Raw genomic sequence first — 20,220 nt, 5'->3', positions numbered from 1 at the left:
GCGGCTGGCTGCTTCCGATGACCCGTAGGTGACGAACTAGCCCTCCGGCTGGAGTTCGATGACGTGGCAGGAAGACAGGTCAGTGTCTGCGCCTCTTGCCGTGGCCGTGGCCGCGACGCCGCCCGCGCGACCCCGGCGCGTTGCCAGGCACGAGGCGTAGCGGGTGGGCGCGGGCCGACTGGGCCACGAGCTCGCCCAGCTCCGCCAAGCCGACGGCGTCAGGATGCCCAGAGCTCACGGCCGCCTCGATCACTTCCGTCGCGTCCTTTCCCGCCATGTCGGCGACCTGCTCGAGGACGGCCTCCGGTCCACCGAGTTCGAGGAGGTTGAGCAGCCCTTCCGCCAGCAGCAGCAGTTGTTCGCGGTTGTTGAGGGACTCGGGCTGGATGTCTTCGCCGTCGAGGAGCGCGGTCAAGGCGATGGGTCCCAGGACCGGGTCGTCACGCAGGCCGCGGATGATGGGCAGGCCGTCGGTCAGAGCTTCCGTCATGGCGCCGAGCATGGCCGTCGCACGCGTACGGAACGGGCAGTCCCGTACGGCCTGCAGCAGCGTCTCCACATCCTGCCCCGGCACCGCCAGCCACCCGGCCAGCTCGACGGCGGCCGCCTCCGGCGGATAGTGCTGGGCGAGTAGGCCGAGCAGTGCGGCGGGCGGCGCGGTGGCCAGTTCGCCGATCAGCGGGGCGTCGCGGCCTTCGGCGAGCATGCGTTCCCGCGTGGCCCGCAGGCCCAACGGCGTCAGCTGGGCCAGAAGGAGGTCAGGATCGCGCAGGCGGGCGCGCAGCCGAGCGGCCGCCTCCGGTTCCAGGGGCTGGTCTTCGTGATCGAGGTCGCTGGAGTACAGCTCGTCGGCCGCCCCATGGCTCAGCTCCACGGCACCGAGCGCGGCCAGCGCCTCGAGTGCGGACACCAGGTCCAGATCGACCTGCCGCCGCCACGCCTCCTCCCGGAACCCCTTGTCATCGACCAGGAAGTACTCCTTGCAGGCCAGCCAAACCGACTCCTGGAGGCGGGCCACGGGGACAGGACTCGGCAGGCCGTACATCGAGTTCAGCACGTCCGGGAGGATCTCGTCGAAGGACTCGACGAGCATGGAGACGGGGTACCAGGACGAAGGCGGCGCCCCGATCGTGCTGCCCAGCTCGAAGAACGCCTCGAACGCACGTCTCCAAAGGGCGTCCGGATCGCGCAGGATCGGCGCGGCCTTGGCCACCCGGAACAGCCGTCCCTTGCTCGCACGGATCAGGCGGGCCTTCTTCGCCCAGGCGAGCAGGCGGTTCACCTGGCGCATCTCGACGACGCGCAGGTTGTCTTCCCCGGTTTCCAGCAGTGCCGCCAGCTCTCGGGCGTCGGGGCGCCGGGGAGCCCCCGCGGCGGTGAGCGGTCTCCCGTCCGCACCGGCCCACTCCGCCACGGCGGCGAGTCGCCGTACGAGAACGCTCCGCGCCGCCGCCTCCGTGAGCTCCGCCGCCGACGGGAGGGCGATGGGCGGCTGGGCGAACGCGCGCTCCTCATCCGGACCCGACTGGGTGTACCGGGCCTCCATCAGCCTGTCGAGGGCCTCGGCGTCGAACGTCACCCGCCCGGCGTCGAGGTCCCGCTGGAACTTCTCCACCGCCCGGCGATCGTCGAAATCGACACCCCTGTCGACCGCGGTCTGCGTCCAGAACTTCGCGACGCTCTGGCGGAGGGGATCGTTCAGCGCGGCGGTGTACTCGGCCTCGGTCACGGCGGACGACAGGTCCGCCACCGCGGTGCCGCGCGGGTCGCGCAGACCTGAGGCGTCGAGGTAGCGCAGGAAGGTCAGCAGGCAGTCCGGCGCGGCCTCGAGGATGTCCCAAGGAGCGACCACGTAGTGCGGGACCCATTCCAGCAGGAAACGCCGCACCTGGTCCGTGTCCCAGTAGGCCAGGCGGCCGTCGCGGCTGCGGTGGCGCGATTCCAGGGCCGCCGCCAGCACCGTCTCGTCGGCGGGCAGGCCGCGTTCGTCCGCCCAGGCGAGGCAGCGGCGGGAAAGGAGATCCACGGCCGCCTCGAACTCATCGGTCTCGCCGGGTTCGAAGAAGGTTCGAGTCATTGTCGTCCCAGGCTAGCCAGCCAAGAGCTCTGGCACTGGTCAAACAGTCACCGCACCGTCCGAGGCGGATCTGACGGTCGCCGCGTACTTGGCCAGCACGCCCCGCTCGACCGGCCGCTCCGGCCGCACCCAAGCGTCCCGTCGCAGCCCCAGCTCCTCCTCCGCCACGTTCAGGTCCAGAGTGCCCGCCGCGCTGTCGATGACGACCACGTCCCCGTCGCGTACCAGCGCGAGCGGCCCGCCGACGTACGCCTCGGGTGCGACGTGCCCGATGACCATTCCATGTGAGACCCCGCTGAACCGCCCGTCGGTGACCAACGCCACCGAATCCCCCAGCCCTGTACCCACCAGCGCGCCCGTGATCGACAGCATCTCCCGCATGCCAGGGCCGCCCGCCGGGCCCTCGTAGCGGACGACGATCACGTCTCCCGGCAGGATCCGCCCCTCCTGGATCGCCGCGAAACACGCCTCTTCACCGTCGAACACCCTGGCCGGGCCCTCATGCCGGAAATCCGCCTTGCCGCTGAGCTTGAGCACGCATCCGTCAGGGGCGAGTGAGCCACGCAGGACGGCCAGCGCCCCGCGCGCCTTGGCGGGGTTCTCAACGGTCGTGACCACCTGCTGACCCGGCGTCTCCTCCGCCGCCGCGGCGACGTCGGCGTACGTACGGCCGTCGACCAGGGCGGCGTCCGCGCGCAGCAGGCCCGCCTCCAGCAGCCGCCGGGCCACCAGCGCGGTGCCGCCGGCGCGCCACAGGTCGGCGGCGGTGTGCGCGCCGCTGGGCATGAGCCTGGTGATGATGGGGACCTGGCGGCAGATGGCGCCGATCTCGTCGACGCGCAGCGGCAGCCCGGCCTCGCGGGCGATGGCGAGCAGGTGGAGTACGGCGTTCGTCGAGCCGCCCATGGCGGCCACCGAGACGATGGCGTTGTGCAGGGCGTCCTCGGTGAGGATGCGCGAGGGCCGGGCGTCGCGGGCCAGCGCGTCCATGACGAGCTCGCCAACGCGCTCGGCCGCGGCGTTCTTCGTCTCGGCGACGGCCGGGATGTCGCCGATGCCGAACGGGGCCAGGCCGAGGAAGTCGGCGACGGAGGCCATGGTGTTGGCGGTGTACTGGGCGGCGCAGGTGCCGGGGCCCGGACACGCGTACTTGGCCAGGTCGTCCACGTCGGCCTGGTCGAGCCGGCCGACCGCGCGCTCGCCGAGGGCCTCCCACATGTCCTGGATGGTGACGTCCCGGTCGCGCCAGCGGCCGGGCATCATGCTGCCGCTGTAGAGGACGACGGCGGGTACGTCCAGGCGGGCCAGCGCCATGATGCCCGCCGGTACGGTCTTGTCGCACCCCACGATGCACACCAGCGCGTCGAACCCGTGCGCCCGGCCCATCAGCTCGATCGAGTCGGCGATGATCTCGCGGCTGACCAGGGACGCCCGCATGCCGGGGGTGTGCATGGTGAGGTTGTCGGAGACGGCGATCGTGTTGAACTCCATCGGCGTGCCGCCCGCTCTGCGCACCCCCATGGCGACGTGCGCGGCCAGTTCACGCTGGGTGAGATTGCAGGGCATCGTGCCGGTCCAGGTGGAGGCGATGCCGATCATGGGGCGGCGCATCTCCTCCTCCGACAGTCCCATGGCGTACAGGTGCGAGCGGGCGGGTGCGCGGTCCGGATCATCGGCGATGCTCATGAAGCCACCCTACGAACAGGGCCGCCTCGGACGTTAAGCGGCATCGACCCAGCGAGATGGCAGACTCCCCGATGGACGCGAAGAGCGTCCCCGCAACGCTTCATGAGCTGTCCGCCGTCATGCACGGCGCCGAGGACCTCGGGCTGTCGGCACGCGCGCGCTCATCGACCAGGCGCTCGGCATCCTGAACCGCAAGGTGCGCGAGGTGTCCTCCGATCTCATCAAGTCGGTGAGCGGCCATCCCCCGGAGAGCCTGCACTTCGGCGACCCGCCGTACCAAATGCCAAGGTGATCACGTCTGTGTGAGGCAACCCGCCGTCCAGGTCTGGTCATCGATGGAGCGACTCCGTCCGAGTCCGTCCGAGTCCGTCCGCACACCTGTTGGACACCCGGACCACGGGCTTTGCTGGCTAGCACCGCGGCGACCTGGCGATATGGCCGCTGCGGTTCAAGACCAAGGAGGAACTCATATCCATGAAACGCCTAACGTCACACGTACGACGCGCAGCCGCCGGCATCGCCATCGCCGGCACGCTGACCGCTCTTCCGGTGGCCCTTCCTCTCACTCAGGCACATGCTGACGGCTGCGGCTTCAAGGTGGAGGGAGTTCGCACCGTCTACTACCACTGCGACAGCCGCACGAACGTGTGGATCCACGTCCACTTCACTACCCCGACGAACGAGCCGGATCTGTGCGTCCCTCCGGGACGCACCGACATCGGCCACGTCTTCATCGTCAAGAGCGCCTGGTACGCCGGCCAGACCTGCGACAAGCCCGGCGACATCCGCTGGCCATGACAAGGAGAATCACATGCTCGGCAAGCTGGTAACGGCGACCGTCGCCGCCTCCGTCCTCCTGGCCACGATCGCGACCTCCGCGGTGACGGCCTCACCCGCTCACGCGGACAACTACTGCGGCTTCGTGCCTGGCACGACCGGGCTCGGGGGGCATCCGCCGTACTATGTGCACTGCGATGCGAACACCCGCGTCTGGGTACGTGTGCTGGTGGCCGCATCCCCCGACTACGACCTGTGTGCGGGTCCCGGCCAGAACGTGCTGCATTCACTGGCTCATTACGCCTACTACAAGGGGGCCCTCTGCTGAACCCCAAGGGCCGCCAGGAAGGACCGCGCGCCTCGGCTCTTCGGGCTCCCGTCCGGTCGACGCTGAGGCGTGCGCGACGCCGAAGGTGACCTGACGCTCTGCGATCCCGTCGGATGGTGTCGGTGAACGCGGCCGCGTTCACCGACACCATCCGCCGTACTGAGTTCGGGCACTCACATTCGTTCGATTTCGAGTACGAGCTTGCCGGCCGTGCGGCCGGACTCGATGCGGCGGTGTGCCTCCACGGCCTGCTCCAGCCGCAGCGACTCGACCTGCACCCGCAGCTCCCCGCCGACTTGGCGGTCTCGATCTTGGCGGGGCTGCCGACGGTGCCCACCACGCGGCCCGCGCCCAGCAACCGGGCGGCCTGGCTGCCCACGCCTCCGGCGGCGGCATGCATGAGCACGTTCTCTGCCCAGCTCCAAGCTTGACAAAAATAATTGTCGGTGAGAGGCTGCGACCATCCGACAAGGAGACAGACATGGACAAGGTCACTTCCAAAGACGGCACCCAGATCGCGTACGACCGCATAGGCCAGGGTCCGGCGGTCATCCTCGTCGACGGCGCGATGTGCCACCGCGCGGCCGGACCGAACCCGGCGCTGGCCAAGGAGCTGGCTCGGAGCTTCACTGTCTACACCTACGACCGCCGGGGGCGCGGCGACAGCGGCGACACCGCGCCGTTCTCCCCTGAGCGCGAGATCGAGGATCTGGCCGCGCTGGTGGAGGAGGCGGGCGGCACTGCCTTCCTGTACGGCATCTCCTCCGGCGCGGGGCTGGCCATGGCGGCCGTCGAGAGTGGCCTGCCGGTGTCGAAGGTGGCCGTCTACGAGGCGCCGTTCGTGGTCGACGACACCAGGCCGCCGATCCCGGACGACTACGTGCGGCAGCTCGAAGAGATGGTGGCCACCGGGCGCCGGGGCCAGGCGGTCGCCTACTTCATGCGCAAGGGCGTCAACCTGCCCGGCGTGCTCGTCGCCATGATGCGCTTCATGCCCGCCTGGTCCGGTATGAAGGCCATCGTCCACACGCTGCTCTATGACGTCGCGTTCGTGGCCGATTACGAGCGCGGCAAGCCGCTCCCCGCCGCCCCCTGGGCCTCGGTCAAGATCCCGACCCTGGTGATCTGCGGCGGCAAGAGCCCCGCATGGATGCGCAACGGCATGCGAGCCTGGGCCGACGTGCTGCCCAACGCCGAGCACCACACGCTTGACGGCCAGACGCACATCGTCAAGGCCGCGGCCCTGGCACCGGCCCTGGAAGGATTCTTCCGATGAGATTCCGCGGCGTCGTCGAACTGGGCGGCAAGACCGCCACCGGCATCGAGGTCCCCGCCGAGGTCGTCGAGGGCCTCGGCGGAAGCAGGCGGCCCGCCGTCAGCGTCACGATCAATGGCTACGGCTACCGCAGCACGGTCGCCTCCATGGGCGGCCGGTACATGCTGCCGGTCAGCGCCGAGAACCGGCAGGGCGCGGGGGTGGCCGCGGGCGACGAGGTGGAGGTGACGCTGGAGCTGGACACCGCGCCCCGGGAGGTGGCGGTGCCGGCCGACCTGGCCGCCGCGCTCGACGACGTTCCCGAGGCCAAGCGCTTCTTCGAAGGGCTGTCGTACTCCCGCAAACTCCGCTACGTCCTGCAGGTCGAGGGCGCCAAGAAGGCCGAGACCAGGCAGCGGCGCGTCGCCGACACCGTCGCCCGGCTCGCCAACGGTGAGGGCTGATTTTGCGGGTGATGGGGCGTCTTTGCCATACAAGTGGGCATAGGGGCGCCATGGCAGAGTTCCTGACCGACATCAAGACCATTCGCGAGCGTGCCCGCGCCGAGATCGACAAGGGCCCGATCACTGACGCCTACGGCGCCGATCTGGAGCGCGTCATCCAGATCTGCAACGAGGCCCTGGTCACCGAGCTGGTGTGCGTGCTCCGCTACAAGCGGCACCACTACACCGCCTCCGGGCTGCAGTCGGAGTCGGTGGCGGCGGAGTTCCTGGAGCACGCGGGCGAGGAGCAGGAGCACGCCGACGACATGCAGAGCCTGCTCGAACGCATTCCCTCCTGAGCAAGGGAAACGTCACCACTTCACCGGCAGTGACGTCAGGCCCGCCGTCAGCGAGTCGGCGCGTACGCGCAGCTCCTCGACCGGCACCGCCAGCCGCATCCCCGGAAAACGCGGGATGAGCCGGGCGAACACCGCCTGCAGCTCGATCCGGGCCAGCGGCGCCCCGATGCAGTAGCGAGCGCCGTAACCGAACGAGACGTGAGCCATCGCCTCCCGAGTGATGTCGAACCGCTCCGGGTCCGCGAACATCGTCTCGTCGTGGTTGGCCATGCCGATGTGCAGCAGGACCAGCTCGCCCGCCCGGACCGTGACCTCGCCGATCTCCAGATCGACACGGGCGTATCGGGGAATGCCGCCGGTCCCGTTCACCATGGGCACCCGGAGGATCTCCTCGATCGCCCCGGTGAGCAGGTCGGGCCCGGCCAGCAGGGCGTCCCACTGCTCCGCGTTCGCCAGCAGGTACAGCGCGCCCATGCCGATCTGCACGACCGTGGTCTCGTGTCCGGCGAACAGCAGGTTCATGGCCCGCCGCGCGATCTCGTCGTCGTCCGTGTCGGGCTGCGCGACCATGCGAGAGATCACGTCGTCGCCCGGCGCGTGCCGCTTGCGCTCGACGAGCCTCTTGCCGTACTCGTACAGGTCGACGAGGCCCTGCATCGAGCGGGCGTTGTCGGCGGTGTTGCCCGCCGCCTCCGTCCAGGCGCGGAACTGGTCGCGATCCTCGTACGGCACGCCGAGCAGCTCGCAGATGACCAGGATCGGCAGCGGCAGCGCCAGCGCCTGGTGGAGATCGGCCGGTGAGCCCTGCCGCTCCAGCTCGTCGAGCAGCTGGTCGGTGAGCTCTTCCACGCGTGGGCGGAACGCCCGCATGCGCTTCGGCGAGAAGTGCGGCTGGAAGACCGCCCGCATCCTGGTGTGGTCCTCGTGCTCGGTGTCGAAATCGCCCATCGGGCCGCCGAACAGCGCGGACTCGCCGATACGCGCGGCGGTCTCGGGTTGGGGGTGCGAGCGGCCGAGCCGGTCGTCGTCGAGCAGGCGTCGCACGTCCTCGTAGCCGGTCACCAGCCAGGCGTCGTCGCCCGTGCTCGTCTTTACGCGATGCACCGGCCCCTCGGCCTGGAGCGCGCGCAGCAGCGGGGCCGGGCGGAGGAGCTCGGGCTGGTCGAAGGGAAGCTTGTTTACTGGCATGTGAACAACGGTATTTGTAGACTTCCAAGTAAACAAGAGGAGCGCGCATGGAAACCGTCCGGCGGCTGCCCCGGGCCGAGCGCCGGGAGCAGATCCTCGACGCCGCGACGCGCGCCTTCGCGGTCGGTGGCTACACGGCCACCGGTCTCGACGACGTGGCCGCCGAGGCCGGCGTCAGCCGGGTGATCCTCTACCGGCACTTCGAGTCGAAGACCGACCTCTATCGGGCGGTGCTCGACCGGGCGGGCTCGCGGCTCAACGAGCGGGTGGGGGAATCGGGCTACAGCGACCAGACGATCCCGGCGCTCATGCGGGCGGCCGACGCTGATCCCGACGGGTTCCGGCTGCTGTTCCGGTATGCGGCTCGCGAGCCGGAGTTCCGCGACCTCATCGACGACTTCACCCGCGAGTCCGTCCGGATCGCCCGCCATCATCTGGCCACCAGGATCACCGATCCGAAGTGGGCGGACTGGGCGGCGCGGCTGGTGTTCGCGGTGACCATCGAAGGGGTCATCGCGTGGCTGGACGCCGGCCGACCCGATCCCGGCACGGCCGCCGAGCGCGTCTCCCGGGCCGTCCACGGCGTCATCGAAGCGGCCTCCTGAGGGTGGATCGCCCTCGTGGGCGACGGGACTCGCTCTTGAGAGGGAGTCCAAGGATCGCCCGTCGCGGCGATCCCCTTTGAGCGGCGAACTCCGAGGATGGGCTGCATATCCCGCAGCTCGAAACATCCCGCAGCTCGAAGGAGAACCGGTCGTGAAGAACCGCACCGCGCTCATCGCCGCCCCCCTGCTCGTCCTGACCTACGGTCTGCTCAGAATCGTCGACGGTTTCGACGGCGTCCGAGGCCCCGGCTTGGCCTGGACCGCCGGACACCTCGCCTTTCTCGGGGCTTTGACACTGTTTATCCCGATATTTTGGGAGATGCGGAGGATGCTGGGGCGGTCCGCCCTCGCCACCGCGGCCCTGGTCGCGGGCGTCGTCGGGATCGGCTGCGCGGCCGCCCAGTTCGCGATCGACATCATCGTCGGCTTCCTGGCGGCCGACCATGACGCGATGGGCCCGATGTTCGAGCAGGTACAGGCGGTGCCGGGCGTCTCTCTGGCCGTCTACAGCGCGGGGCCGATCCTGTTCTACGTGGCCCAGCTCGCCTTCGCCGCCCTGCTCGCCGGGCACCGGCTGGTCAAGGCCTGGGTGCCGGTCGCGGTGCTGGGCGAGGTCGTGCTGTCGGCGGTCGACAAGGACCTCATCCCGTTGGGCGCGATCCTGCTGTTCGTCTCGTTCCTGCCGCTGATGGGCCGCCGTCCGACGACGGCGAGGCACGCTCCCGTACATGCGTGAGAGCCGGCATAGGGAAAGATGGGGCGCTGTGTCCGACTTGTCGCTTATCGACATCGTCCGTCGAAGGATCGCGGCGCTCCCTCACCTCTGGGTGGACGCCGCGCTCACCGCGGTGATCCTGATCGTCCAGATCTGGCCCCTGCTGTTCAGCGACGAGCGGACCGGCGAGCCCTGGGACTGGTGGGGGTACGTGGTGGTGGTCGCCGCGTCGTTGCCCCTGGTCTGGCGGCGGCGGGCGCCGATCACCGTACTGGTCCTCTGCCTGTGCACGGGCGCCCTCTACGATCTCGCCGACCACGTCGCGCGCCAGCCCATCTGGTACGGCGGCATGGTCGCGCTCTACACGGTCGCCGCCTACTCCGGCACCTGGCAGCGGATCCTCGTGCTCGCCATGACCGTCACCGGTGGCCTGCTCGTGGTCGGCTCGTCGGAGACCGCGCTGCGCGGGACGGTGCTGTTCGTCGCCGCGTACGCCATCGGCAGGGCCACCGCCACCTCCCGCGCCCACGCCGCCGCGCTGGAGGAACGGGCCGAACGGCTGGAAAGGGAGCGACAGATGGAAGCGGAACGCGCGGCCGAGCGCGAGCGCGCCAGAATCGCCCGCGACATGCACGACATCCTCGCCCACGCGGTCAGTCTCATGGTCGTCCAGGCCGAGGCGGGGCCCGTGGTGGTCAGGAGCAACCCGGCGCGGGCGGAGGCCGCCTTCGACGCGATCGCCGCGGCGGGACGGGACGCGATGACGCAGCTGCGCCGGATGCTGGGCGTGCTGAAGGACGAGGAGGCGCCGCGCGCGCCACAGCCCACCATCGACGACCTGCCCGCCCTGGCGGATCAGGTCTCCCACACGGGGTTGCGGGTGGCGTTCGCCTCGACCGGCACGCCGCGGCACGTCTCGCCCGACTGCGCGGTGGCCGCGTACCGGGTCACGCAGGAAGCACTCACCAACATCGTCAAGCACGCCGGCGCGAACCACGCGGACATCCGGCTCACCTGGGAGGACGACACTCTGATGCTCGACATCACCGACGACGGGCACGGGTTGCCGTCAAGCGGGCGCGGGCTGCCTTCGGGCGGGCACGGGCTGATCGGCATCCGCGAGCGCGCCGCCGCCTGCGGTGGCAGCGCCGCGGCCCGTCCCCGAACCGACGGGCCTGGCTTCCACGTGTCGGTACGACTCCCGCTGGCCTCGGCATGACCGGCCAGGACGCGGCCCCGGGCATCCGGGTCGTGGTCGCCGACGATCAGGAGTTGGTCCGCGGCGGGTTCGCGATGATCCTGGACGCGCAGCCGGACATCGACGTGGTGGCCGAGGCGGGCGACGGGCTCCAGGCCGTCGCCGCGGTCCGCGAACACGACGCGGACGTGCTCCTGCTCGACATCCGCATGCCCAGGATGGACGGCATCGAGGCGGCCAAGATCGTGTGCGCGGAGACCGGGTGCCGGGTGCTCATGCTCACCACGTTCGACCACGACGACTATGTCTATGACGCGCTGCGGGCGGGGGCCAGCGGGTTCCTGCTGAAGGACGTGCGGCGGGACGATCTGGTCAACGCCGTACGGGTGGTCGCGGAGGGTGAGTCGCTGCTGGCGCCGACGGTGACCAGGAGGCTGATCTCCGAGTTCACCTCCCGGCCCGCCGCCAGGCCCGCCGACGCGCTGGACGTACTGACCGCGAGAGAGCGTGAGACGCTGCAGCTGATCGCGCGCGGACTGTCGAACGCGGAGATCGCCAAGGCCATGGTGGTCAGCGAGCACACCGTGAAAACGCACGTCAGCAACCTGCTCGCCAAGCTCGGGCTGCGCGACAGGGTGCAGGCGGTGATCACCGCCTACGAATCGGGCCTCGCGATACCGGGTGCGTAACGTGTGGTCAGACGGGGTAAGCGGGGACGTATGCACGACCTCTCGACCGACGAAACGGGAACGGCCCCAAGAAAAGTGGCTGAATCACCCTGTCAGGTGATGCAATGGGCCGACCCGCTATCACCCGAGGAGGCCCGTTGAGAGACAACCTCGACCTCGCCGCGAGCGCCCAGCAGTTGGCCGACGCCGCGCCGGCGGGCTCGCTGGACCGCGCGGCGGCCAAGTCCGTGGCCATCACGCTGGCCACCACACGCGACGTCGTCCAGGCCAGGGAGACGCTCGACGGCCTCGCACCGCAGGACGTACGCCAGGCGGCGCTCACGCTCTTCGAAGAGCTCTCGGCGAGCTGACCGGAGCGACCTCATACCGACGCCGCACCCCGCGGGGACGCGCGGCGTCTTAAGCGCGCTGTCCCGGCATCGGTCCGGCGCGCCTCCGCTCCGGGAACGCCTGGGATCTGGGGACGCTCAGCCGTTGGCGTCGTCGGTGGCGCGGTAGGTGGCGGAGGCGCTGCCGAGGCGCCCCTCCTCACGCTGGGCGGCCTGGGTGAGGAGCTTGAGTGCGGTACCGATCGCTTCCAGCCGCTGCCCGTTCGCCTGCCAGTACGCGCGTGCATAGTCGTCGTCGCCGAGCGCCTTGCGGGCCGCCTCCTTGTGCGTCTCGTACCGGTCTTCCACGCCCCGCAGACTGTCCGCGAGATCGCCCATCGCCCCCGCCAGCCCTTTGATCCGGCTGGCGCTGTAACTGACGCCGTCGGGTTCCATCCGGCCGCACCCTCCCTGACTCACCGACTTGATCGATAGTATGCGTGCGTCCTGATGGCTTCGTGGGGTTGATGCGACGATGAGTGATTCATGGGATTTGCTCCAACAACTCCTCCAGGACGTCGATCGGCAGACCGAACAGGTCAAGGAGATGCACCGCAAGGTGCGCGACCTGACGGGCTCCGCGCAGTCCGACGACGGGATGGTCACCGTCACCGTCGGACCCCGGGGTGAGCTGCGGACCGTCGACTTCGATCCCCGCGTGTACCGCGAGCTGACGCCCACCGAGCTGGCGGCATGCGTCGTCGAGCAGGCCGCTATAGCCACTCAAAAGGTCTCCGCGGAGCTCAGCACCCTGGCCGGGCCGATGGTCGCCGAGGACGTCCCGTTCGAGGACCTGTTCGGCGAGGGCACGGGCTTCGAGTCGTTCCTGCCGGGCGCCGACCGGCGCGGGCCGGGCGCGTGACGGTCCGGGAAAGCGGCTGATGGGGCTGGATCTGGGGTTGGTCCCCGAACTGGTCAGGCATCTGGCGTTGCCGCTGACGGCCGGCGCGTTCCCGGAGGCCGTTCCCGACGCGCTGGTGCGGGAGGCCGAGGCACTGGAGGCGCTGGCCGACGAGCTGGCCGCCATCCGCATCGAGGACGCGGAGCCGGTGCTGCGCTACCTGAAGGGCTCGGAGTGGGACGGCGCCGCCAAGGACGCGTTCCAGCGGGTCCTGAACCTGCTCGCCGGTGACGGGCGGACGGCGCCCCAGCTGGCGAACCTGGAGGGTGACGCGCTGCTGAAGCGGGTGGAGGAGGCCATCCGTCAGGAGGCCCGGCGGCTGCGCGACCACGCGGAGGACATGGAACACACCCAGTGGATGCAGTACGCGGCGCTGGCGCTGCTCGCGCTGGCCATCGCCCGGCTGCTGGTGTGGGTGTACCTGTACGGGCCGTCGGTGCTGAAGCTGATCCAGGTGCGCACGCTGATGACCCGGATGTCGATCCAGGCGCTCAAGTGGCGGCTGCTGATGAACATGCTGGGCTTCGCCGCGGTGATGGGCGGCCTGGACCTGTCCGTGCAGACGGCGCAGATCCTCTTCGGCAACCGGGACAAGCTCGACCTCGACTCGTTGCTGCTGTCCCTGGGCAACGGGGCGCTGACCGGCCTGGTGTTCACCGGGGTCGACTTCGGGCTGTCGCGCCTGGCCACCCGGGAGCTGGTGTTCATCGTGTCGCGGGCCGAGCTGGGGGTGCGCGACCAGCTCGCGGCCATGGGGCAGAGCGTTTACGGGCGGGCGCTGGCCGGCGGCGTGTCGGGCACCGTGGGATCGATACCCGGGCTGGCCCTCAGCGACCAGCTCGACCCGGCGCACCTGTTCTACTCCTTCGTGGCGGGCACGGCCGGAGGCATCGGCATCCCGCAGAGCGCCCGGACCCACTACATGCCCATGCCGGCCGGCGAGCTCACGGCCGGGCCGGTCCCGTCGGGCCATTCCCCTTCCGGCCATTCCCCATCCGTTCCTTCCCTGTCTGGTCCTCCCCCGCCCGCCCCTCCTCCGTTGGGCCACATCGCGTTACTGGGGGCCGGCGACACGCCGGGCCCGGTGCACAGCGCCGAGCCGGGCGCGGGCGGGCGGTCCACCGGCACGGACCTGTCCTCCGCCCAGCACCCCGCCGGTCCGGACCCGGTCTCCGGCGGGCACCCCGCCGGTCCGGGGCACGATCTGACGCACGGTCAAGGGCGGGGCCTGGGCGGAGAGGCCGCTGGGGTCAGAACCTCGGACGGCTCCGGGTCGCGGCGGGTCATCGAGCCGACCCAGGTGGTGCTGAGCGGTGAGAGGCCCCAGGCTCCGGGCGGGCCGGAGCAGCGGATCGGCCCGAGGGACGCGCGTCCAGCCGGAGACGCCCAGGCGGCCGGCCAGGCCGTTCGCCCGGCGCTCGGTCCAGCAGACGGACGGGCGGCCCACCCGCTCGTTCCAGCAGACGGACGGGCAGCCCACCAGGTTCCCGGTCCAGCAACAGGCCAGACGGCCCACCAGGCGCCTGGCCAGATGGTTCACCACGGGTCCGGTGTGGCAGACGGTCAGGCGGGTCACCTGCTCTCCGACCCGGCGAACGGCCACATGGTCCAGGCGGGGGACGGCTCGGCCGGGGGCGCGGTCGTGAACGGCGGCCGCGCGGCGCCCGCGCCGGTGGCGCACGGCCAGGCGGGCGTGCCGGCCCACGTATCCGGCGCGTCGAACACCACGCCAGGGCACCCGCAGCCCCTCCACGACCTCCCTCTCCACACGCCGTACGTGCCGCCCACCCTGCCACCGCCGGGCCCGGACGCGCAGAACAACCTCCCCGTCCAGGCGGACTCACAGCAGGACGCCGACCACAGGGGGCGATCCCCGGACGCCGGCCACAGGTCGCAGCCCACGAACACCGACCGCGCCGCCGGCTCGCAGCAGGGCGACGGCGGTGCCGTCGTGCAGGGCCCGGACCGCCCGGCCGCCCTCGACCAGGCTCGGGATCCGGTGAACACGGCTCCGGAGCCGGCGACGCACGCCCAGGACGGGGCCCCCGCACCGCGCGAGGGCGCGCCCGCCGGAGCTCACCACGCGGACGGCGACGGCACCGGCAAGGGCCGCATCGACAAGCTCATCAACCGGGACGGCACAACCCCGCCGCCCCTGGATCCCGACGTGACCTCCTTGGGCCGCCGCATCGCGACCAGGCTGCGGATCGAGGTGCCGGACGAGGCGTTCGCGCACACCTTGGGGACGATGGGCCGCACCGTGACCTCCACCATGCAGAACCCCACCACGAGAGACATGGTCACCCACGTCCACAAGCTGTCGCGTAACGTGGGCATGCCTGCCGCCTTCGACGGGCTGGTACGCGTCTTCGACGAGGCGCAGCGGCAAGGATTCGACCCCGCCGGGGCGACGGACAGGTTGGACCTGGTCGATCGGCTGGAGCTGTACCGGCAGACGGACCCGCTGGTTTTTCCCGGCCTGTGGCTGACCAACGGGGAGCTCACGTGCCCCTCCTTCCCGCTCGCGCGGGCGCTCGGCCGGATGGATCTGGCGATCGGCTCCGCCAACGGCACCACCCGCGAGATCAGGGTCAACCAGCTTCGCAACCTCACGTTCGACCTGGACCTCGGGCTCTACTCGCTTGATCATTTAGGGCGCCTGTTCCTGGACGCCGAGGCGAGGGGCGTGGACGTCCAGGGCGTGGCGGGGCGGCACGACCTGGTGCACGAGTTGGGGCGGGCCAGGGAGAGCGACTCCGAGCTGTGGGACGGGCTGCGGATCGCGGACGAGCACGCCATTGACGGGCTCGGCGACCCGGCCGCGCGGGCGGTGAGCCGTACCGACCGGGCGCTCCGCTCGGTCGCGCCCGATGGTCGGCTGCGTGACCTGGCGGCCGAGGCGGGATTCTCGCACGCGCTCCGGACGTTCTCCGAGATGCTCGTGGAGGCGGACACGCACGGTGCTCTCCCGGAACGGCCGGCGACCCACGCGGAGCTCGTGGAGAGCCTCACGCGATACCGCGAACGCGACACGGACGGCTGGGACGCGCTCGTCATGGACGAGCGATTCCCCGGCGCGTGCCTGGACCCGGCGAAGGCCGCGCTCCTGGGCCGGATGGACCGCGTCGTCGTCGGCGACGGCGCGCCGCGTCCCCCGCTGGACCCGCTGCTCGGGCTGTCGCGCGAACTGGGCCTCGGCGACCGGATCGGCCGCCTCGCCCACGTGGCCGAGCGCGCGCAGCGGCTCGGCTTCGCCCCGGTAGGTGTTCCTGACCGGGCGGCGCTGGTGGCGGCGCTGCGGGGATACATGGACACCACTCCGGACACCTGGGCAAGGCTGCGGGTGTCCGACCGGTACGCGATCGGACTCGGCGAGCCCGCGACGCGTGCGCTGGCGTGCATGGACCGGATCGTGAGCGGGCCGGGCGACGCCCCGGCGTGGGTCCTCGATCCCCTGCGGAAGCTGGCGGGCGATCTCGGCCTGGAGCACTCGGTCCAGCGGCTGGCCCACGTGTTCACGGGGGCCGAGGAGCGCGGGCTGGACCCGGCCGGCGCCGCCGACCGGGCCGACCTCGTCCACCGGCTGAACTCCTATCACCGGGCGCCGGCGGAGGTGCCGTACCGCTTCACGCCGACCTTGATGCGCCAGGCCGAGGAGGCGCTCACAGACCAGCTCCGCCAGGCCGCCGCCCGTGACGCTGCCGCCGCCGGCGCGTCGACGGTGAAGGCCGGCGACCGCGTCTCCGACCTGGAGGCGGAGCACGCTCGTGCGCTGGAGGCCCGCGCCCGCGCCTGGGACAGCCGGCCCCGCGAGCCGGAGGTCTCCTATCGGTGGAACCCCGAGGCGTTCGAACGCGACCTCGCGGCGGCGTTCGCGCGGGCGGAGCGCGGCGAGCCGGTTGTGCCCTACCTGACCGAGGACGCCACCGGCGGACTGGCCGCGCCCGGGACCGGGTTCAAGTTCTCCCGGGAGATAGAGTACGACCTGCCCGAGTCGCTCAAGCCGCACCAGGACGCGATCAACCTGGCCATCGCCCGCGACCTGTACGACGCGGGGCTGACTCGGGATCCGTGGATCCACCCGTACCACACCAGCCACGACGTCGGCTACTACGAGGGCGACAACGGCTGGCGGCTGGAACAGGACGTAACGGTCGCCGGAGAGCTCGTCCCACCACCGCTGTACGACACGCCGCGCACGTGGGAAAGCATGCGGCTCGCGTTCGAGATCATCAAGTCGCACGGCGGCGTGGCGACGTCGAGCACGGGGGGCCACGTCCACGTGGACACTTCCGCGTTCGACCACATCCCCGCCTTCTACCAGCGGCTGCTGAGGCTGGTGAACAGAAACTACTTCGACACGTTCTTGCGGCTGATGACGAACCCGGAGCAGGACCGCCACCGGGGGCTCGTCCACTGTGCGCCCAACATGTGGGACCCCGCCGGGTACGTCACATTGGACGAACTGGTGAGCTCGCAATTAGAGCGCAACTCCGCGGTCAACGTGCAATCGGTCGAGGGCGGCCGGACGGACCACACGGAGTTCCGCCTCCCCGACGGCTCATTGGACCTCGGCGTCAACCAGGCACAGATCAAACTGGCGCTGGGAACGGTGGACCTGGCGCTGCGGCTCGGCGACGACCAGTTCCCGCTCAACCACGACAAAAAGGACGTCGCCGGCAACCACACTGAGCTCGGCAGGCGCCTGGACTACTCGTCCTATCTGGAGCTGGCCGACCACCTCTACCACCGGGCGGCCGACAAGGCGCAGCTCACAGCCCTGTTCGCGATCACCCGATGGAACGAGAAGACGGAAGAGCCATGGTGGCGATGAGTGAAGCGAACCGCGCGGCGGTCGTCGTCCGCAACACCTCGGCGGCGGACCGGCCGCCCGCCATGCCGGTCAAGGTCGACGGTTCCTTGTACCGGTACGAGATGATCTTCTCTGGCGGCGGCTCGCGGGCGTACGCGAACGAGCCGGACGAGCTGGTCGGCGCGCTCAGGCCCGGCTACGACGCGCTCGCCACTCCGGAGGAGCGACGCGAGGCGCGCGAACGGATCGCGCTGGACGCCCAGGTCAGGGCGCAGGCGGAGCTGGCCGCCGCCGGGCCGCTGGAGGAGTGCACGCCTGAGGAGCGGTCCGCGCTGCTCGGCGGCAGGCACGTGCCGCCGGCTCCGGAGGAGTGGGCCGCGCCCGTACCGCTGGTGCTGGTCGCGTCGTTCTACGAGCCGGCCGGGTCACTGCCCCGGCCGCGCGGCCCCGAGGAGCTTCAGGTATGGCTGGACCCGGCGGACGACTGGACGCTCCTGACCAGCCTGCACGCCGCCGGGACGATCCGGGTCGCGGTGCTCCAGGATTCCCCCTGAGCGCGCCGGCCTAAGGCATGCCCAGACGCGCCCGTACGGCCCGGCGCGCCCACACGACGGCCTGCCGGTCGCCGTGCAGTTGCAAGGCGTGGTTCAGGGCCATGACCAGGCCGTTCAGCTCGAACACCAGCAGATCGGCCTCGGTGCCGCCCGGCAGGTCCCCGGCGGCCACGGCCCGCCGCGTCTCCTTGAGCAGTCGTCCCCGCCAGGCGTCGAACCGGGCCGCCACCGCGTCGCGCACCGCCCCCACGCGCCCGTCGAACTCGTGGGCCGCGGCCACGAAGAAGCAGCCCCCGGGGAAGACGCCGCGCTCCAGGTAGGAGATCCACTCCTCGCAAAGCGCCCGCAGCCGGCGCAGTCCCGGCTCGATCCGGACGACCGGCTCCCAGACCTCCGCGCGGAAGACCTCGCCGGCCCGTTCCAGCACCGCCAGCTGCAGCGCCTCTTTCGAGCCGAAATGACCGATAACGCCGGACTTGCTCATGCCGAGCTCGGTCGCGAGGCGGCCGATGGTCAGCCCTTCCAGCCCTTCGAGGGAGGCGATGGCGACCGAGCGGTCGAGGATGGCGGAGCGGGTGCCGAGGGCCTCCGCCACGGATCTCCGTGGACTCATCCAGGCAGTTTAGCGTCCGGGCGCCATTTAGCGTCCGAACGTTCGGTTGCTATAGTCCCGGCCATGACTGGATCAAGACTCGTCGCCACCGGCCACTATCAGCCCGCCAAGGTGCTGACCAACGACGACCTCGCCGCCATGGTCGACACCTCCGACGAGTGGATCACCAAGCGGGTCGGGATCCGTACCAGGCACATGGCCGGGCCGGAGGAGGGCGTGACCGAGCTGGCCGGGCACGCGGCGGCCAAGGCCCTGGCGAGCAGCGGGCTCGACGCCGCCGACATCGACCTCGTCCTCGTGGCCACCTGCACCCAGACCGAGCGGGCGCCGAACATCGCCTCCCGCGTCGCCGCCAAACTCGGCGTGCCGGACGCGGCCGTCATGGACCTGGGCGTCTCGTGCTCCGGCTTCACCCACGCGCTGGCCATGGCCGACCACACGATCAAGGCGGGGGCCGCCACGCATGCCCTGGTCGTGGGGGTGGACAAGATGACGGCCGTGACGGACTGGACCGACCGTACGACGTGCGTGCTGACCGGCGACGGCGCCGGGGCGGCGGTGCTCAGCGCGGCGGCGGAGCCGGAGATCGGGCCCGTCGTCTGGGGCTCGGCCCCCGAGCTGGGCAACGCGGTGCGCATCGGCGGCACGCCGACCCGCTTCGCCCAGGACGGCCAGACCGTCTACCGCTGGGCCACCACGCGACTGCCGGAGATCGCCCGGCGCGCGTGCGAGCGTGGCGGCGTCAAGCCGGAGGAGCTGGCGGCCGTGGTGCTGCACCAGGCGAACCTGCGGATCATCGAGCCGATCGCGCAGAAGCTCGGCGCGGTCAACGCGATCGTGGCCCGTGACGTGGTCGAATCGGGCAACACCTCGGCCGCGAGCGTCCCGCTGGCGCTGTCGAAGCTGCTGGAGCGGGGCGAGGTGCGGCAGGGAGCGCCGATGCTGCTGTTCGGGTTCGGCGGGAACCTCTCGTACGCGGGGATGATCGTCCGCTGCCCTTGACCTCGTAGTCCAGCTTTAGTCGCGCAGGTGGTCGGCCAGCCGCTCCAGTTGCTCGGCGTAGTAGTCGCCGAACTCGGGTGAGCCCGGGTCGAGCCCGCAGGCGGCCCGGACGAGGTGCGGGAAGACGATGCCCGCCGAGGCCATCCCGAACAGCGCCACCAGCACCGCGGCCGGGTCCAGGTCGGCGGGGAACTCCCCCGCCTCCTGGCGGGCGCGCAGGTGCTCCAGGTCGCGGCGCACCTCGTCGTCGACGGCGGGATCGGGCGGGGCGTCGTCGGTGAGCCCCTGCCAGACCAGCAACTTGCCGAAGTCACGGCGGCTGGAATTGGCGCGCGCGTAGCCCGCGATGAGCCGGCCCAGCGACGACCCGCGATCGGCGAACACGCTCTCCTCGCTCTGCCAGCGGGTGTTCAGCGCGCGGAAGAGCCCTTCCTTGCCGCCGAAGTAGTAAGAGATCAGCTGCTTGTTGACCCCGGCCCTGGCCGCGATCTCGCCGACCCGCGCCCCGGCGAACCCCTTGGCCGCGAACTCCTCCAGCGCCGCCTGAAGGATGCGGGCCTTGGTGCGCTCCGGGTCGCGCTGCTTCTCCTCCGGCGCTCGTCTCATGCCCGGAACACTATCATCCATCCGGATGGTTGACAGAATCATC

Annotated in this window: 21 protein-coding genes; 14 read left to right on the top strand and 7 right to left on the bottom strand. The window is 70.9% G+C overall.

Going from position 1 to position 20,220, the window contains the following annotated elements; translation table 11 throughout:
* Positions 1 to 79: 79 nt before the first annotated feature.
* Both ACQP2T_RS05600 and ACQP2T_RS05595 read right to left on the bottom strand, forming a co-directional pair.
* A complete protein-coding gene (locus tag ACQP2T_RS05600) occupies positions 80 to 2,077 on the bottom strand; it encodes a hypothetical protein (protein ID WP_433515115.1) in 1,998 nt (665 codons plus the stop codon).
* Positions 2,078 to 2,116: 39 nt separating this feature from the next.
* Positions 2,117 to 3,763: a dihydroxy-acid dehydratase gene (locus tag ACQP2T_RS05595; protein WP_433515114.1), complete on the bottom strand. Its 1,647-nt coding sequence runs from the start codon at positions 3,761 to 3,763 to the stop codon at positions 2,117 to 2,119.
* A gap of 474 nt (positions 3,764 to 4,237) precedes the next feature.
* Here ACQP2T_RS05595 and ACQP2T_RS05590 point away from each other — a divergent pair, with 474 nt between their 5' ends.
* Together ACQP2T_RS05590 and ACQP2T_RS05585 are read left to right on the top strand one after the other, a co-directional pair.
* Positions 4,238 to 4,561, top strand: a complete 324-nt coding sequence (locus tag ACQP2T_RS05590; RefSeq protein ID WP_433515113.1) for a DUF6355 family natural product biosynthesis protein — start codon at positions 4,238 to 4,240, stop codon at positions 4,559 to 4,561.
* Positions 4,562 to 4,574: 13 nt separating this feature from the next.
* On the top strand, positions 4,575 to 4,868 hold the full coding sequence (locus ACQP2T_RS05585; RefSeq protein WP_433515112.1) for a DUF6355 family natural product biosynthesis protein: 294 nt from the start codon (positions 4,575 to 4,577) through the stop codon (positions 4,866 to 4,868).
* 173 nt (positions 4,869 to 5,041) lie between these two features.
* Here ACQP2T_RS05585 and ACQP2T_RS05580 read toward each other — a convergent pair whose 3' ends face one another.
* Entirely contained in the window at positions 5,042 to 5,332 is a 291-nt protein-coding gene (locus ACQP2T_RS05580; protein ID WP_433515111.1) for a zinc-binding dehydrogenase, read from the bottom strand.
* A gap of 17 nt (positions 5,333 to 5,349) precedes the next feature.
* Between ACQP2T_RS05580 and ACQP2T_RS05575 the strand changes: the two genes are divergently transcribed.
* Genes ACQP2T_RS05575 through ACQP2T_RS05565 form a run of 3 tightly spaced genes read left to right on the top strand, consistent with a single transcriptional unit; the run spans position 5,350 to position 6,925 of the window.
* On the top strand, positions 5,350 to 6,144 hold the full coding sequence (locus ACQP2T_RS05575) for an alpha/beta fold hydrolase (RefSeq protein ID WP_433515110.1): 795 nt from the start codon (positions 5,350 to 5,352) through the stop codon (positions 6,142 to 6,144).
* Complete coding sequence (locus ACQP2T_RS05570; protein WP_433515109.1) at positions 6,141 to 6,587, top strand: YdeI/OmpD-associated family protein; 447 nt, start codon at positions 6,141 to 6,143, stop codon at positions 6,585 to 6,587. The genes ACQP2T_RS05575 and ACQP2T_RS05570 overlap by 4 nt, the downstream gene beginning before the upstream one ends.
* 50 nt (positions 6,588 to 6,637) lie before the next feature.
* Positions 6,638 to 6,925: a ferritin-like domain-containing protein gene (locus ACQP2T_RS05565; RefSeq protein WP_433515108.1), complete on the top strand. Its 288-nt coding sequence runs from the start codon at positions 6,638 to 6,640 to the stop codon at positions 6,923 to 6,925.
* Positions 6,926 to 6,937: 12 nt separating this feature from the next.
* On the opposite strand, the gene ACQP2T_RS05560 is transcribed toward ACQP2T_RS05565, so the two are convergent.
* A complete protein-coding gene (locus ACQP2T_RS05560; protein WP_433515107.1) occupies positions 6,938 to 8,113 on the bottom strand; it encodes a cytochrome P450 in 1,176 nt (391 codons plus the stop codon).
* Between the two features lie 47 nt (positions 8,114 to 8,160).
* Between ACQP2T_RS05560 and ACQP2T_RS05555 the strand changes: the two genes are divergently transcribed.
* From ACQP2T_RS05555 to ACQP2T_RS05535, 5 genes are all read left to right on the top strand, one after another.
* Positions 8,161 to 8,718 (top strand): TetR/AcrR family transcriptional regulator, encoded by a 558-nt coding sequence (locus ACQP2T_RS05555; RefSeq protein ID WP_433515106.1) that lies wholly within the window; start codon positions 8,161 to 8,163, stop codon positions 8,716 to 8,718.
* A 151-nt stretch (positions 8,719 to 8,869) separates the two neighbouring features.
* Positions 8,870 to 9,454, top strand: coding sequence for a hypothetical protein (locus ACQP2T_RS05550; protein ID WP_433515105.1), 585 nt, complete (start codon positions 8,870 to 8,872; stop codon positions 9,452 to 9,454).
* Between the two features lie 28 nt (positions 9,455 to 9,482).
* Positions 9,483 to 10,652 (top strand): sensor histidine kinase, encoded by a 1,170-nt coding sequence (locus ACQP2T_RS05545; protein WP_433515104.1) that lies wholly within the window; start codon positions 9,483 to 9,485, stop codon positions 10,650 to 10,652.
* The gene (locus ACQP2T_RS05540; protein WP_433515103.1) at positions 10,649 to 11,320 is read left to right on the top strand and encodes a response regulator; all 672 of its coding nucleotides are present in this window, start codon (positions 10,649 to 10,651) and stop codon (positions 11,318 to 11,320) included. Before ACQP2T_RS05545 ends, ACQP2T_RS05540 begins: the two co-directional genes overlap by 4 nt.
* Before the next feature lie 137 nt (positions 11,321 to 11,457).
* Positions 11,458 to 11,670 carry a hypothetical protein gene (locus tag ACQP2T_RS05535; protein ID WP_433515102.1) on the top strand — a complete coding sequence of 71 codons (213 nt, stop codon included), beginning with the start codon at positions 11,458 to 11,460 and terminating at the stop codon, positions 11,668 to 11,670.
* Between the two features lie 117 nt (positions 11,671 to 11,787).
* Here the strand turns inward: ACQP2T_RS05535 and ACQP2T_RS05530 are convergent, their stop codons facing one another.
* On the bottom strand, positions 11,788 to 12,084 hold the full coding sequence (locus ACQP2T_RS05530) for a hypothetical protein (protein WP_358181978.1): 297 nt from the start codon (positions 12,082 to 12,084) through the stop codon (positions 11,788 to 11,790).
* 79 nt (positions 12,085 to 12,163) lie between these two features.
* Here ACQP2T_RS05530 and ACQP2T_RS05525 point away from each other — a divergent pair, with 79 nt between their 5' ends.
* From ACQP2T_RS05525 to ACQP2T_RS05515, 3 genes are read left to right on the top strand one after another with little or no spacing between them, the layout of a single operon-like run.
* Positions 12,164 to 12,550 carry a YbaB/EbfC family nucleoid-associated protein gene (locus tag ACQP2T_RS05525; protein ID WP_433515101.1) on the top strand — a complete coding sequence of 129 codons (387 nt, stop codon included), beginning with the start codon at positions 12,164 to 12,166 and terminating at the stop codon, positions 12,548 to 12,550.
* A gap of 19 nt (positions 12,551 to 12,569) precedes the next feature.
* Positions 12,570 to 17,423, top strand: coding sequence for a hypothetical protein (locus ACQP2T_RS05520; RefSeq protein ID WP_433515100.1), 4,854 nt, complete (start codon positions 12,570 to 12,572; stop codon positions 17,421 to 17,423).
* On the top strand, positions 17,420 to 17,956 hold the full coding sequence (locus tag ACQP2T_RS05515; protein WP_433515099.1) for a hypothetical protein: 537 nt from the start codon (positions 17,420 to 17,422) through the stop codon (positions 17,954 to 17,956). Before ACQP2T_RS05520 ends, ACQP2T_RS05515 begins: the two co-directional genes overlap by 4 nt.
* 10 nt (positions 17,957 to 17,966) lie before the next feature.
* On the opposite strand, the gene ACQP2T_RS05510 is transcribed toward ACQP2T_RS05515, so the two are convergent.
* Complete coding sequence (locus ACQP2T_RS05510; RefSeq protein WP_433515098.1) at positions 17,967 to 18,569, bottom strand: TetR/AcrR family transcriptional regulator; 603 nt, start codon at positions 18,567 to 18,569, stop codon at positions 17,967 to 17,969.
* A 63-nt stretch (positions 18,570 to 18,632) separates the two neighbouring features.
* Here ACQP2T_RS05510 and ACQP2T_RS05505 point away from each other — a divergent pair, with 63 nt between their 5' ends.
* Entirely contained in the window at positions 18,633 to 19,571 is a 939-nt protein-coding gene (locus tag ACQP2T_RS05505; RefSeq protein ID WP_433515097.1) for a beta-ketoacyl-ACP synthase III, read from the top strand.
* Positions 19,572 to 19,586: 15 nt separating this feature from the next.
* Here the strand turns inward: ACQP2T_RS05505 and ACQP2T_RS05500 are convergent, their stop codons facing one another.
* A complete protein-coding gene (locus ACQP2T_RS05500; protein ID WP_433515096.1) occupies positions 19,587 to 20,177 on the bottom strand; it encodes a TetR/AcrR family transcriptional regulator in 591 nt (196 codons plus the stop codon).
* Positions 20,178 to 20,220: the final 43 nt, after the last annotated feature.

Origin of the sequence: Nonomuraea sp. CA-143628 (genome assembly GCF_050942315.1) — a bacterium.
Classification (GTDB): domain Bacteria; phylum Actinomycetota; class Actinomycetes; order Streptosporangiales; family Streptosporangiaceae; genus Nonomuraea.
Note: the sequence above shows the minus strand (reverse complement) of the source record. Positions and strands in the feature narration are given on the sequence as shown.